This window comes from Shewanella fidelis ATCC BAA-318, from assembly GCF_000518605.1.
Lineage (GTDB): Bacteria > Pseudomonadota > Gammaproteobacteria > Enterobacterales > Shewanellaceae > Shewanella > Shewanella fidelis.
On sequence record NZ_JADX01000023.1, the window covers coordinates 33,558 to 47,694 of the forward strand.

11 protein-coding genes are annotated in these 14,137 nt (G+C 42.4%); 5 read left to right on the forward strand and 6 right to left on the reverse strand.

All coding sequences use genetic code 11. From position 1 onward, the window contains the following. Window positions 1–466 precede the first annotated feature (466 nt). The 5 genes from mnmE to rpmH all read right to left on the reverse strand — a co-directional run bounded on the left by mnmE (window position 467) and on the right by rpmH (window position 4,309). Window positions 467–1,828, reverse strand: a complete 1,362-nt coding sequence (gene mnmE, locus L884_RS0112215) for a tRNA uridine-5-carboxymethylaminomethyl(34) synthesis GTPase MnmE (RefSeq protein WP_028767778.1) — start codon at window positions 1,826–1,828, stop codon at window positions 467–469. 113 nt (window positions 1,829–1,941) lie between these two features. Then, a complete protein-coding gene (yidC, locus tag L884_RS0112220; protein ID WP_028767779.1) occupies window positions 1,942–3,576 on the reverse strand; it encodes a membrane protein insertase YidC in 1,635 nt (544 codons plus the stop codon). 3 nt (window positions 3,577–3,579) lie between these two features. Then, on the reverse strand, window positions 3,580–3,834 hold the full coding sequence (yidD, locus tag L884_RS22885; RefSeq protein ID WP_084221438.1) for a membrane protein insertion efficiency factor YidD: 255 nt from the start codon (window positions 3,832–3,834) through the stop codon (window positions 3,580–3,582). Beyond that, window positions 3,801–4,157 carry a ribonuclease P protein component gene (gene rnpA, locus L884_RS0112225; protein WP_028767780.1) on the reverse strand — a complete coding sequence of 119 codons (357 nt, stop codon included), beginning with the start codon at window positions 4,155–4,157 and terminating at the stop codon, window positions 3,801–3,803. The genes yidD and rnpA overlap by 34 nt, the downstream gene beginning before the upstream one ends. Before the next feature lie 14 nt (window positions 4,158–4,171). After that, window positions 4,172–4,309, reverse strand: coding sequence for a 50S ribosomal protein L34 (gene rpmH, locus L884_RS0112230; RefSeq protein ID WP_011867659.1), 138 nt, complete (start codon window positions 4,307–4,309; stop codon window positions 4,172–4,174). Between the two features lie 445 nt (window positions 4,310–4,754). Between rpmH and dnaA the strand changes: the two genes are divergently transcribed. From dnaA to L884_RS0112255, 5 genes are all read left to right on the forward strand, one after another. Continuing rightward, window positions 4,755–6,140, forward strand: a complete 1,386-nt coding sequence (gene dnaA, locus L884_RS0112235) for a chromosomal replication initiator protein DnaA (RefSeq protein WP_028767781.1) — start codon at window positions 4,755–4,757, stop codon at window positions 6,138–6,140. A gap of 19 nt (window positions 6,141–6,159) precedes the next feature. Beyond that, window positions 6,160–7,260, forward strand: a complete 1,101-nt coding sequence (gene dnaN / locus L884_RS0112240) for a DNA polymerase III subunit beta (RefSeq protein WP_028767782.1) — start codon at window positions 6,160–6,162, stop codon at window positions 7,258–7,260. A 101-nt stretch (window positions 7,261–7,361) separates the two neighbouring features. Further along, window positions 7,362–8,444, forward strand: coding sequence for a DNA replication/repair protein RecF (gene recF / locus L884_RS0112245; RefSeq protein WP_028767783.1), 1,083 nt, complete (start codon window positions 7,362–7,364; stop codon window positions 8,442–8,444). A gap of 16 nt (window positions 8,445–8,460) precedes the next feature. Next, window positions 8,461–10,878: a DNA topoisomerase (ATP-hydrolyzing) subunit B gene (gene gyrB / locus L884_RS0112250; RefSeq protein ID WP_028767784.1), complete on the forward strand. Its 2,418-nt coding sequence runs from the start codon at window positions 8,461–8,463 to the stop codon at window positions 10,876–10,878. A 79-nt stretch (window positions 10,879–10,957) separates the two neighbouring features. After that, entirely contained in the window at window positions 10,958–11,998 is a 1,041-nt protein-coding gene (locus L884_RS0112255) for an HDOD domain-containing protein (protein WP_037410878.1), read from the forward strand. A 58-nt stretch (window positions 11,999–12,056) separates the two neighbouring features. On the opposite strand, the gene glyS is transcribed toward L884_RS0112255, so the two are convergent. Next, window positions 12,057–14,126 (reverse strand): glycine--tRNA ligase subunit beta, encoded by a 2,070-nt coding sequence (gene glyS, locus L884_RS0112260; RefSeq protein WP_028767786.1) that lies wholly within the window; start codon window positions 14,124–14,126, stop codon window positions 12,057–12,059. Between the last annotated feature and the right edge of the window lie 11 nt (window positions 14,127–14,137).

Genomic DNA, 14,137 nt, shown 5'->3' on the forward strand with positions numbered 1-14,137 from the left:
TTGCATAGGTTTCACGTGGAACTACGTAGCGCTATTTTGCAGTGTTTATATCGTAAATTGAATGGTTTTATACACAGTTTTAAAGCGAGTTTTATCTCTTTTAATTGATATAAGCTGAATATATCGATCGTTAGTGTTTTTTTCTGAGTATAACTTATTGCTGAAGATCTATTTTATAGCGGTAAAATTAGTATCTAAAAACTAAGATCTAAATTATAAGTCCATATAAATCATCAGCTTGGGGTTAGGTTGTTAGATTTGTTATGATCTATCCACAGATCCGATTTACTTGTTGATATCTCTGTTGATACTTATCGTGAATTTGGTGATAACGATCTTTATTTTGCCGTAAATGATCGTTATTGATCGAGTTGGTGCCAGAAGGACCGAAAATAAAAACGCGACAGAATGGCTAAGACTGTCGCGCTGGTTTCTATTACAGATATTTTGCTGAGTTGGAGACTCGCTATTTACCGATACAGAATGAACTGAAGATTTTACCGAGCAGATCATCTGAAGTGAATTTACCTGTGATTTCAGACAATGCCATTTGGCACATACGTAACTCTTCAGCAAGTAATTCTCCAGCTTGGAAGACTTCGAGTTGCTCTTTACCTAACAATAGGTGGCTACTTGCTAGATCGAGTGCTTCCAAGTGACGACGACGGGCAATAAAACCACCTTCTAAGTTACTTTGGTAGCCCATAAGTGATTTTAAATGTTGCTTGAGATCTTCTACGCCTAAACCTGTTTTAGCTGAAATACGATATACGCTGTGGCCGGCTTCTTCGGTCACAGCAAGATCTTCGCCTGTCAGATCGGCTTTGTTGCGTACTACAGTCACGCCTAGGTTGCTAGGTAGACGATCTATAAAGTCTGGCCAAATCGCACGTGGATCAACGTCATTCGTAGTTGTACCATCAACCATAAATAACACACGATCAGCTGTTTTTATTTCATCCCAAGCACGTTCAATACCGATCTTTTCTACCATATCAGTGGTATCACGCAAACCTGCTGTATCGATAATATGCAGCGGCATTCCATCTAAGTGGATGTGTTCTCGCAGTACATCACGTGTTGTACCGGCAATTTCAGTCACAATGGCAGATTCTTTACCTGCTAATGCGTTGAGTAAGCTTGATTTACCTGCATTAGGGCGGCCAGCAATAACGACTTTCATCCCTTCACGAATAATAGAGCCTTGTTTTGCACTGGCTTGTACACCGTCTAATTGGCCGATAATGCCGTTCAGTGAAGCAGCTATTTTACCATCTGATAAGAAGTCGACTTCTTCATCTGGAAAATCAATTGCTGCCTCGACGTATAAGCGTAGGTTGGTGACCTTTTCGACTAAGTCATGTACTTGAGTAGAGAACTCGCCTTGTAACGAGTTAAGAGCGCTTTTAGCGGCTTGTTCACTGGTGGCATCAATTAAGTCGGCAATAGCCTCTGCTTGGGTTAAATCAAGCTTGTCGTTCATAAAGGCTTGTTCGCTGAATTCACCAGGCTTTGCGATACGTAAGCCATCGACTTCCATAACGCGTTTAATCAGCATATCGAGAACGATTTGGCCACCATGACCTTGAAGTTCCAATACATCTTCACCAGTAAACGAATTTGGGCCTTTAAAAAATAACGCAATACCTTGGTCAATAACCTCGCCATCTTGATCTTTAAAGTCACAGTAATCTGCATAACGAGTTTTAGGAATATGTCCTAATACGGCCATAGCAACATTACTGGCTAGGTCGCCTGATACGCGAATAATACCTACGCCACCACGTCCAGGAGCGGTCGCTTGTGCCACGATAGTATCTGTAGTCATTACTGTGTTTCCTAATCTGATTTTCAGCGGTTGAAAAATATAGTCTCTACATAGAAAGCAAAAAAGCGGTCAATACTCAGTATTGACCGCTTTTTTTTAGTCAGAGTTAAAGGTTATTTTAACCCTTTTTTCTCTAGACCAGCATAGATAATTTTCTGCTGGGTAATCGCTACTAAGTTACCTACCAACCAGTATAGAACCAGACCCGCTGGGAACCATAGGAAGAATACGGTAAAGATAACTGGCATCCACTGCATCATCTTAACTTGCATTGGGTCCATAGTCGGTGCCATTGGCTGCATCTTCTGCATAATGAACATCGAGATACCCATTAAGATAGGCAATACGTAGTAAGGGTCTTGAACTGATAAGTCAGTGATCCATAACATGAATGGCGCATGACGCAATTCAACACTTTCTAGTAGTACCCAGTATAGAGCGATGAAAATTGGCATCTGTAGCAAGATTGGAAGACAGCCACCCATAGGGTTAACTTTTTCTTTCTTGTACAACTCCATCATTGCTTGACCCATCTTTTGACGGTCATCACCAAAACGATCTTTTAATTCTGCAAGCTTAGGCTGTAGATTGCGCATTTTTGCCATAGAGGTGTATTGCGCTTTCGTTAGCGGATATAGCAAGCCACGAACGGTTAGGGTGATTAGGATAATTGCGATACCCCAGTTACCAACGATTGATTGGAAGAACATCAATAGTTTGTAAATTGGTACTGCTAACCACCAAAGGAATCCATAATCAACTACTAGATTTAAAGAATCTGATAGTGCAGAAAGTGCTTTTTGATCTTTAGGACCCACATAGAATTCAGCTTTGATGCTTTGCTCGCTACCTGGTGCGATATTATATAGTGCACCACGGAAACCGATATTAGCTAGGCCACCAGCACTGATACTAGAGAAGATAATATTTTTATCATCTGCAGGCGGAACCCAAGCTGATACGAAGTAATGCTGTAGCATTGCAACCCAGCCGCCTAATGTAGACTTGTCTAGGTTCTTATCAGCCATATCATCAAAGGTGTACTTCTCGTAGCGAGTATCAGTCGTTGAAAACGCTGCGCCACGGTAAGTCGGCATCATCATGCTGCTTTCGCTTTCTTTGATGCTATGTTTAATCTGGCCATACATCTGCACTTGAAGTTGCACATCTGATGTGTTGTTGATTTGGTAATCAACAGCAATGTTGTATTTTCCACGAGTAAATACAAACACTTTAGTGTAAGTCACACCTTTATCGCTTACATAAGTTAGCGGTACCGTAAGGGTGTCTTGACCATCAGCAAGCTTGTATTCGCGTGATGCGCTGTCAAAGTGAGCTCGACCATTTACGGTGCTGTCGATGCCGTCACGACCAATTAGGCCACTTTGCGCAATGTAATAGATATCATTTGTTTGCTCTAAAAGAACGAATGGGTCATCGCCATTTTCTTCAAGCTTATGGGCAAGCAGAGCTGAATAAACAATATCGCCACCAACTGGATCGATTTTAATTTCTAGCTGGTCAGTGTATACGGTGATCAGTTCTTTTGATGCGGTAACTGTTTCAGGTACAACAGAATCAGCATCAGGTACATCTGAACTGTGTGCATCAGCCACTGTTGAAGCAGGGATTGAAGATTGAGTTTGAGCTGCTACCGGTTGAGGAGCTTTATCTGCTTGCCACTGTTGCCACAGTAGAAAGCTGACAAACAGCAAACCGATCAGCAATATATTGCGTTGAGATTCCATAACCTATTTATCGCACCTATGTTTTTTGTTAGGGACGGGGTCTTCTCCGCCCGGATGTAAAGGGTGACATTTTAATATGCGTTTACCTGCAAACCAACACCCTTTCACCACTCCATGCAATCGAATTGCTTCAATTGCGTAATGTGAACACGTTGGATTGAACCTACAACGAGGCCCCAGCATGGGGCTTATGAGTAGTTGGTAACCACGAATAATCGTAGTTGCTAGCCATTGTAACGGCGAGAGAGTTTTCGCCATAGCTTTTCTACTAAGTTTTTAAGTTCTGCGTTTTCCATATCTACGACGCCATTCCTTACAAGCACCACGATATCCACAGCGGGTAAATCATGCTGGTGTAAACGGAAATTATCTCTAATTATGCGTTTTATACGGTTACGTTGGTTTGCTTTTTTGACATAACGCTTAGCAACAGTTAGTCCTAAACGTGGATGTTGTTCAGAATTAGGAATTGCAAGAAGTGTTATTTCAGCGGAGGACGCTTTGATAGGTTTGGTAAATACAGATTTAAATTGCGCGGGAGTTAACAAACGTAACTCCCGCGTAAAGGTGTAGCTAGTCACTTGCATTTCTACGATTACGCAGAAAGACGAGCGCGACCTTTAGCACGGCGACGTGCGATGACCTTACGGCCACCTACTGTAGCCATACGAGCGCGGAAGCCGTGAGAACGCTTGCGCTTCAGGTTGCTAGGTTGAAAAGTACGTTTACTCATTATGGCAATCCGTCTTTGTTAGGTTAATAATCCTTAAATTCTATAAAATAGAACTAAGGGCAAAAAAGAGGCCGAATTGTAATCACTTTAGTTATGCGCGTCAACTATGAATCAGCGCAACTGATTAAATATTGGTTACTCTAAAAGTGCTTCGAATGTTTAGCTCTACAAGAATGTGTGGATAACTCTGTGAGTTAGCACAACATGTAGTGGTTTAGCAGATCAAAAAGCAGATCGAACGCTAGCTATTATAGATCGATCTGGATCGCTTTATAAAGCTGGATTTGCAGCTTTGCTAATATTTTTCGATCGCAAGGGATCTTTTTGGATCAAGATATTCAAGATTAGATGATCTATCTGGGGATAAATCTATTTAAAGGATAGCGATCAGCGTGATCTCATTATAGAATAGTCCTCTTTTGTATGATCTTTTGGGGATAACTACGTGGCGGTTTCACTTTGGCAACAATGTATCGCAAGGCTGCAAGATGAGCTTTCTGCTCAGCAATTCAGTATGTGGATAAGACCGTTACAAGCAGAAATGGAAGGCGATACACTCGTCATCTATGCGCCTAATCGTTTTGTGTTGGATTGGGTTAGGGATAAATACCTAAATATCATCAACCAATTCTTTACTGAACAAATGGGTAACGATGCGCCAAGTTTGCGTTTCGATATTGGTAGCCGTCCTTCGGCTAAACCGGCTGTTCAGGCCACAGCAGCAGTAAAAACTAGCAGACCCGCTAGTAAAGAAGCCGTTAAGCCTTCTTTTAATACTCCGCATGCAGAGCCGATGGCGAATGCAAATCATCGCAGCAATATTAATCCGACTTACCAGTTTGATAACTTCGTAGAAGGTAAATCAAACCAATTAGGTAAAGCGGCTGCTTTGCAAGTGGCTGAAAATCCTGGTGGAGCGTATAACCCGTTGTTCCTTTATGGGGGCACCGGTTTAGGTAAAACTCACCTATTGCACGCTGTTGGTAATGGCATTATTAAGAACAAGCCAGATGCAAAAGTGGTTTACATGCATTCTGAGCGTTTTGTGCAAGACATGGTTAAGGCGTTACAAAATAACGCTATCGAAGAATTTAAGCGTTACTACCGTAGCGTTGATGCATTATTTATTGATGATATTCAGTTCTTCGCTAACAAAGATAGATCTCAAGAAGAGTTCTTCCATACCTTTAATGCTTTATTAGAAGGTAACCATCAGATCATTTTGACTTCGGATAAGTATCCGAAAGAGATCGACGGTGTTGAAGATCGTTTGAAATCACGTTTTGGTTGGGGTCTAACGGTTGCTATTGAGCCACCAGAGTTAGAAACCCGAGTTGCGATCTTGATGCGTAAAGCACAAGAGAGTGGCATTAACTTACCTGACGAAGTGGCTTTCTTTATTGCTAAGCGTTTACGTTCAAACGTACGTGAGCTTGAAGGCGCATTGAATCGTGTTATTGCTAACGCTAACTTTACTGGTCGCCCGATTACTATCGACTTTGTGCGCGAAGCACTACGTGACTTACTGGCTCTGCAAGAAAAGCTAGTGACTATCGATAATATTCAAAAGACAGTAGCTGAATACTACAAGATTAAGATGGCTGACATGTTATCTAAGCGTCGTTCACGCAGTGTGGCGCGCCCAAGACAGATGGCAATGGCGTTATCAAAAGAGTTAACCAATCAGAGCTTACCTGAAATTGGTGATGCGTTTGGTGGTCGTGACCATACGACTGTTTTACATGCATGTCGTAAAATTGCGCAGTTGCGTGAAGAAAGTCATGACATTAAAGAAGATTATGCTAACTTGATAAGAACCTTATCTTCTTAATATCAGGGATATTTGATCAATGAAATTTTCAATTGATAGGGACGCTTTATTAAAACCGCTGCAACTAGTGAGTGGTGCGGTTGAAAGACGTCACAACTTGCCTATATTGGCAAACCTTTTAGTGGAAGTGAGTGGTCACTCACTTAAGCTTACTGGTACCGACTTAGAAGTCGAGTTGGTAGGTGAAGTCCAGCTAGAAGGTGAAATCCTTGAGGGACGCACGACTGTCCCTGCGAAGAAGTTTTTAGATATCGTTAAGTCTTTACCTGATCAAGTCGAACTAAAGATTGAGCAGCAAGAAAACCGCTTACTATTACGTTCAGGTCGTAGCCGCTTTACTCTTGCGACGCTGCCTGCTGAAGAGTACCCGAATGTTGAAGCATTCGAGGCTGAACTTGAGTTCACTTTGAAACAAGGCACGATGAAGTCATTGATTGATGCGACTCAATTTTCAATGGCTAACCAAGACGTACGCTATTATCTCAATGGCTTGTTATTAGAGACTGAAGGTAATGTATTACGCGCTATTGCGACAGATGGCCATCGTTTAGCGTTAAGTCATCGTCAAATTGAAGCTCAACTACCAGAAAAGCAAGTCATTGTACCGCGTAAAGGCGTGCTTGAACTTATGCGTTCGTTTGAAGCTGATGATTTAGATGTGACAATTGCCATTGGTGATAATGCAATTAGAGCAACTACTGCAACAGTGGTGTTTACCAGTAAGTTAGTTGATGGACGTTTTCCGGATTACCGTCGAGTACTGCCAAAAGGTGGTGACAAAATCGTTATCGCGAGTCGTCAGCAACTTAAACAAGCGTTATTGCGTGCTTCTATTTTGTCTAATGAGAAGTTCCGTGGTGTGCGAGTACAGTTAGAAAACAACCTGATAAAAATTACTGCTAACAACCCTGAACAGGAAGAAGCAGAAGAAATTTTAGATGTTGAGTACGATAACGCACCATTAGAGATCGGCTTTAACGTCAGCTATTTGCTCGATGTACTTAACAACCTGCCAGCTGATGATGTTCGTATCACGCTGATTGACGGTAACTCAAGTGCATTAATCGATAATCATGTAGAGCAAGACTCTATGTATGTCGTAATGCCAATGAGACTGTAGTCTCGTACAACTTTTCTATATTCTAAGGCTAGTCCGTTTACTCAACTGACTAGCCTTATTTTTTGTTAGATTATGCTTCCTGTTGCTTTATAAGGTTATTAATGAGTCTTAACCGTCTTCATATTGAAAGTTTTCGAAATATAGCTGCTGCTCAGTTGCTGCCAGGTGAAGGGCTTAATTTGATTTACGGCCAAAATGGCAGTGGCAAAACCAGTATTTTAGAAGCTATTTATTTCTTGGGAATGGGGCGTTCTTTTCGCAGCCATCTTTCACAGCGAGTTATTAATAACGAAGCTGAAGCACTGACATTATTTGCTAGCATGCAAGGTGAGGACGAGCTTAGTAAAATTGGCTTACGTCGTTTTAGAAGTGGTGATATTGAAGTAAAAATTAATGGTGATAAAGTAAAACGTTTATCGACATTAGCTGAAACATTACCGATTCAGGTGATTACCCCTGAAAGCTTCTCTTTGCTTTTTGAAGGACCCAAGTCGAGACGACAATTTATCGACTGGGGCGCGTTTCATTCTGACCCGCGCTTTTATGCCGCTTGGGTAAATGTTCGTAGAATTTTAAAGCAGCGAAATCAATTGCTCCGAGATGGATCGCCTTATAGTGCGATTCAATTTTGGGATAAAGAATTTATTCGCTATGCTGAGTTAGTTACCGACATAAGAAAGCAATATGTAGACTCGTTAAATGAGCTACTTAAGGGTATAATCGGAGAGTTTTTACCTCAGGTTGATGTTAATGTTTCTTTTACCCGAGGATGGGATGCAAAAACCGAGTATGCACAGCTACTCGAGACGCAATATCCTAGAGATTTAGCTACAGGCTTTACAGTTAGCGGCCCGCATAAAGCGGATCTACGTTTGCGAGTAGGAACCCTACCTGCGCAAGATGCGTTATCCCGAGGTCAGCTGAAATTGTTAGTCTGTGCATTACGCATTGCACAGGGAAAGTTGCTCAAACAGCAAATAGATAAAAAGAGTATTTATCTGGTGGATGACCTTCCATCGGAATTGGATGCACAGCATAGAAAACTATTGTTACAGCAATTAGCGGATACCGGGGCACAAGTTTTTGTCACGGCTATTGAGCCAGCATCAATAGTAGATTCGTTAATCACGCCGCCAAGTAAGATGTTCCATGTGGAACACGGTTGTGTAACGGTAATTGAATAACCGACGAGAGAATAATATGTCAGAGAATAGTTATGATTCTTCGAGTATTAAGGTTTTAAAAGGCCTTGATGCGGTACGTAAGAGACCAGGAATGTACATCGGTGATACAGACGATGGTACCGGTCTACATCACATGGTATTCGAAGTAGTCGATAACTCTATCGATGAAGCGTTAGCAGGCCACTGTAACGACGTTCATATTACCATTCATGCCGATGGCTCAGTATCTGTACGCGATGACGGCCGTGGTATCCCTGTAGCAATTCACCCTGAAGAAGGTGTTTCAGCTGCACAGGTTATTATGACGGTACTGCACGCTGGTGGTAAGTTCGATGATAACTCTTATAAAGTATCTGGTGGTTTGCACGGTGTAGGTGTATCGGTAGTTAACGCGCTTTCTAAGAAGCTACAGTTAACTATTCGTCGTGACGGCAAGGTGTATGAACAGTTCTACACTATGGGTGAGCCAGATGAGCCGATTAAAGAAGTGGGTGAAGCAAGCAATACCGGTACAGAGATCCGTTTCTGGCCGAGTGAAGAGACTTTCTCTGACGTTAACTTCCATTTCGATATTTTAGCTAAGCGTGTTCGTGAGTTATCTTTCTTGAACTCAGGTGTGGGGATCCGCTTAGTTGATGAGCGTGAGGACCGCGATGAATTCTTCAAGTACGAAGGCGGTATTAGCGCATTTGTTGACTTCTTAAACGTTAACAAGACCCCTGTAAATAAAGAAGTTTTCCATTTCTGCCAAGAGCGTGAAGACGGTATTACTGTTGAAGTTGCTATGCAGTGGAACGATGGTTTCCAAGAAAACATCTTCTGTTTTACCAACAACATTCCACAGCGCGATGGTGGTACTCACTTAGCGGGCTTCCGTGGTGCGTTAACACGTAACCTGAACAACTATATGGAACGTGAAGGCTTTAACAAGAAAGGCAAGACTGCTGCTACGGGTGATGATGCTCGTGAAGGTCTAACTGCCGTTATTTCTGTAAAAGTACCGGATCCTAAGTTCAGTTCGCAAACTAAAGACAAGCTAGTATCTAGTGAAGTGAAGTCTGCGGTAGAGCAAACAATGGGTGAGCAATTAGGTGATTACCTAATGGAACATCCAAATGAAGCTAAATTGATTGTTGGTAAGATTATCGATGCTGCACGTGCTCGTGAAGCTGCACGTAAAGCACGTGAAATGACACGCCGTAAAGGTGCATTAGATTTAGGTGGTTTGCCGGGTAAACTTGCTGACTGCCAAGAGAAAGATCCTGGTCTTTCTGAAATTTACATAGTGGAGGGTGACTCTGCGGGCGGTAGTGCTAAGCAGGGTCGTAATCGTAAGAACCAAGCGATTCTGCCACTGAAAGGTAAGATCCTAAACGTTGAAAAAGCACGTTTTGATAAGATGTTATCTTCACAAGAAGTTGCAACTCTTATTACCGCATTAGGTTGTGGTATTGGCCGTGATGAGTACGATCCTGATAAAACGCGTTACCACAACATCGTTATCATGACCGATGCTGACGTCGACGGCTCGCACATCCGTACCTTGCTGTTGACTTTCTTCTTCCGTCAAATGCCTGAATTAATTGAACGTGGTTATGTTTACATCGCACAACCACCGCTATACAAGGTTAAAAAAGGTAAGCAAGAGCAGTACCTTAAAGATGATCCAGCATTAACTGAGTACTTAACAACTCAAGCGTTAGATAATGCAAATATTTATCCATCGCAAGGTGCGCCAGGCATGTCTGGTCAGCCGCTAGAGCGTTTAGTGAATCAGTACCGTGAAGTAGAGGCTATCATTGCTCGTCTTGAGCAGCGTTACCCAACTAACTTAACGGATCTAATGCTATATCACCCGGCGTTATCTAACGAAATGCTAGCTGATGAAGCACAAGTTAAAGCGTGGGCAGATGCATTCGTTGCAGACCTAACCAATAAAGAAACTGGTGGTATTTTATATAGTGGTGAGCCAGTACTAGACCCTGAGCGTCAGTCTTACTTACCAAAAATTACTATCCGTAAACATGGTATCGATACACACTACTTGTTCTCGTATGACTTCTTCCAGTCTGCTGATTACCAACGCATCGTTAAGATGGGCGCTGAAATCAATGGTCTAATTGAAGAGGGCGGCTATGTTCAACGTGGTGAGCGTACTAAAGATGTAGTGAGCTTTGTTGAAGCGCTAGACTGGTTAATGACTGAATCTAAGCGTGGTTTATACATTCAGCGTTATAAAGGATTGGGTGAGATGAACCCTGAGCAGTTGTGGGAAACGACAATGGATCCTGAGTCACGCCGTATGCTGCAAGTGACTATTGAAGATGCGATTGCTGCTGACCAACTGTTTACCTGTTTGATGGGTGATCAAGTAGAGCCGCGCCGTGATTTCATTGAAGCTAATGCTTTGAATGTGGCAAACCTAGACGTTTAAGTCTGTTTGCTACACATAGTAAAGAATTGAATCGGTGCTATATGCACCGATTTTTTATTAATTAATCGGTCATCATAAATTGTTTAGTAAAGCCTTTAAAAAGCTGTTCAACATTAGAGAAAATGTGGTTGTTGAGAAACCAACTAGCTTTAATGGTCCAATGGAGCAGTTACCTATACACTCAACTGAGCAAATTGCTGAAGTTAAACCTGCTACAAGTTCTCCTGTAGTTGCTATCGATCTATCTGCACTATTTTATAGTTTATTGTTTCCTAGTACCCAACTAAGTGGCAGTGCCAACGAACTAGAGAAAAGTGTATTTAGGCGTGTTGAAGCCGCGCTTGCTTCACCAAAGGCTATTGCTGAGCGGGTATTAAAAATGCCGACTCAAGTGGCGGCTTTAGATAAACAACTTGCTGATGAGAATACCGATACTAAAGCATTATTAGCCTTAATAGAGAAAGATCCTGTATTGAGTGTTGAGGTGCTTAAACTATGTAATTCGCCATTATTTAGGCGTAGTGATAAAGACGTTACTAGTTTGCAATTAGCATTAGTGCAGTTAGGCCGAGATCAAATCCGCCGATTTGTCACTACGGCTATGATGCGTAAGATCATTGATGTTAAGCCAATCTACTTTAGACGTTTTGGTAGCCAAATTTGGCGCCATTCGATGCAGGTTGCTTTTTTAGCAAGTGAACTAACTGATGAAGACCCCGATAGTGCGTTCTTATTGGGCTTAGTCCATGACGTAGGTAAAATCGCCATTTTTAAGCTGTTGTTAGAGGCTTTTAAACAAGCTGAACCCGGTGAACAGCCTTGTTCTAGTTTGTTTCGTCAGGTGATGACTACTAAGTCATTAAGTTTAAGTGCGTTATTAGCGCGCTACTGGCAACTACCATCACTATTTGAGTCTGAGTTAAGTCGTTTAGCAGTCGTTGACTCTAAACCTGCTGGTGGTCTTGCTGAAGTCATATGGCGGGCAAACTTAATAAGTGAATGCTCGATGCTATTTGAAGCGGGTAAGCTGCAACCGGATCAATTAAATAGGCTTTTATTTGATGCTGGTATGGATCGAGCTGCATTTGATGATATCCATAAAAAACTCGTATTGTTCTGACCGAGTTTCATAAATAAAAAACGCGCCTTTCGGCGCGTTTTTTATATCAGCTATTTAGTTACTGAAGTAACGAAATATCAGCAGCATGTAAGAACTGTTCGCGTAGGCTAGATAGTAGCGCTAGGCGGTTATTCTTCAATGCTTCATCATCAGCCATCACCATTACATCTTCGAAGAAGGTGTCAACACTGTCACGAAGGGTAGCAAGTAGTGCTAACGCTTGTTGGTAGTTTGCTTCAGCAAATAGCGGTGCTAGTTGTGGTTGCAGTTCTGCAAGTTTAGCTGCTAGTGCTTTTTCTGCATCTTCAACAAGTAACTTAGCATCGATAGCTGCAGGTAGTTCACCTTCAACTTTAGCCAAAATGTTAGATACACGCTTATTGGCAGCAGCCAGAGCTGAAGCTTGTTCAAGAGTTCTGAAGTGAGCTACAGCCTTGATACGACTTTCAAAATCAGCAGGTGAAGTAGGGCGACGTGCTAATACCGCTAGGATAACATCAACACTTACACCTTGATCTTGGTACCAAGCACGGAAGCGAGCCATAAAGAACTCTAGCACTTGATCTGCAACTTCACTGTTAGTTAGGTTGTCAGCGTGTAATTCTTGTGCCTTAGCAATTAGGTCAACAAGATCTAGCGGTAAATTGTTTTCTAAACAAATACGTAGTACACCAATAGCTGCACGGCGAAGTGCGAATGGGTCCGCTGCGCCTTTAGGGGCTTGGCCAATACCAAAAATACCCACTAACGTGTCTAACTTTTCAGCCAATGCTACACAAATCGAGATAGGTGCAGTAGGAACTGTATCGCCAGAGAATTTAGGCTTATATTGCTCAGACAATGCTACGGCAACTGCTTCTGTTTCACCGTCTAGGCGGGCGTAATGCATACCCATGGTGCCTTGAAGATCGGTAAACTCCATTACCATATTCGTCATTAGATCTGACTTAGATAACAGACCTGCGCGAGCTGCTTCTTCGCTGTTCGCATCAATGCTAGTAGCGATATAACCAGCCATAGCTGAAATGCGCTCAACACGTTGCTTGATGGTGCCAAGTTGCTTTTGGAATACCACGGTTTCTAAGCTTGCTAGGCGTGCTTCAAGCGTATCTTTCTTGTCTGTTTCGAAGAAGAACTCAGCATCAGCAAGACGTGGACGAACCACCTTTTCATTACCTGAAATAATTTGCTGAGGATCTTTAGATTCGATGTTGGTGACGAAGATAAAGTTAGGTAATAGCTGACCAGCATTATCAAATACTGGGAAGTATTTTTGGTCACCTTTCATGGTGTAAACCAACGCTTCTGCTGGAACATCTAAGAACTTTTCTTCAAAGTTGGCTGTTAGCACTACTGGCCATTCAACAAGAGAAGTCACTTCTTCTAACAGATCGTCTTCAAGATCTGCCACGCCGCCAATGTTAGCTGCAGCAGCTTCTGAATCGGCTTTGATAATCGCTTTACGTGCTTGGTAATCAGCAAGTACCTTACCTTTCTCTTTAAGCGCTGCAAGGTAGTTGTCAGCATGATCTAGCTCGAAACTAGACTCACCCATAAAGCGGTGACCACGGATAACACGGTCAGACTTAATGCCTAATAGCTCACCTTCAACAACTTCGCTACCTAGTAGCATAGTTACTGTGTGGACAGGACGGATAAATTGTGTGGTGTTACTTCCCCAACGCATTGGCTTTGGAATAGGTAACTTGTCTAATGAGCGTTGCGCCATATCAGCGATTAAACTCTTAGTTTCAACACCAACTACGCGAGCTTGGTGAAGTAACCATTCGCCTTTATCAGTTTTTAAACGTTCAGCTTGCTCAACAGTAATACCGTTACCACGAGCCCAGCCCATAGCAGCTTTTGTTGGATTGCCGTCAGCATCGAAAGCTTGAGCAACTGCCGGGCCGCGTTTCTCAACCACTTTGTCTGCTTGTGCAAGTGCAAGTTGGTTAATGCAAACCGCTAAACGACGCGGTGCTGCGTGCCATACTGCTGATTCAAAGCTAAGTTCTGCTTTAGTGAGTTCTTCAGTAAAGTTAGCTAGAAATGACTCAGCTAATTTACGTAGTGACTTCGGTGGAAGTTCTTCTGTGCCTACTTCAATGAGTAAGTTTTCAAAATTCATCAGTTATACCT

Excerpts from the sequence above, each read along its gene's own strand:
- yidD (WP_084221438.1), bottom strand. The coding sequence starts at position 3,834 with ATGGCGAAAACTCTCTCGCCGTTACAATGGCTAGCAACTACGATTATT.
- glyS (WP_028767786.1), bottom strand. The coding sequence starts at position 14,126 with ATGAATTTTGAAAACTTACTCATTGAAGTAGGCACAGAAGAACTTCCA.
- gyrB (WP_028767784.1), top strand. The coding sequence starts at position 8,461 with ATGTCAGAGAATAGTTATGATTCTTCGAGTATTAAGGTTTTAAAAGGC.
- mnmE (WP_028767778.1), bottom strand. The coding sequence starts at position 1,828 with ATGACTACAGATACTATCGTGGCACAAGCGACCGCTCCTGGACGTGGT.
- recF (WP_028767783.1), top strand. The coding sequence starts at position 7,362 with ATGAGTCTTAACCGTCTTCATATTGAAAGTTTTCGAAATATAGCTGCT.
- dnaN (WP_028767782.1), top strand. The coding sequence starts at position 6,160 with ATGAAATTTTCAATTGATAGGGACGCTTTATTAAAACCGCTGCAACTA.
- rpmH (WP_011867659.1), bottom strand. The coding sequence starts at position 4,309 with ATGAGTAAACGTACTTTTCAACCTAGCAACCTGAAGCGCAAGCGTTCT.
- yidC (WP_028767779.1), bottom strand. The coding sequence starts at position 3,576 with ATGGAATCTCAACGCAATATATTGCTGATCGGTTTGCTGTTTGTCAGC.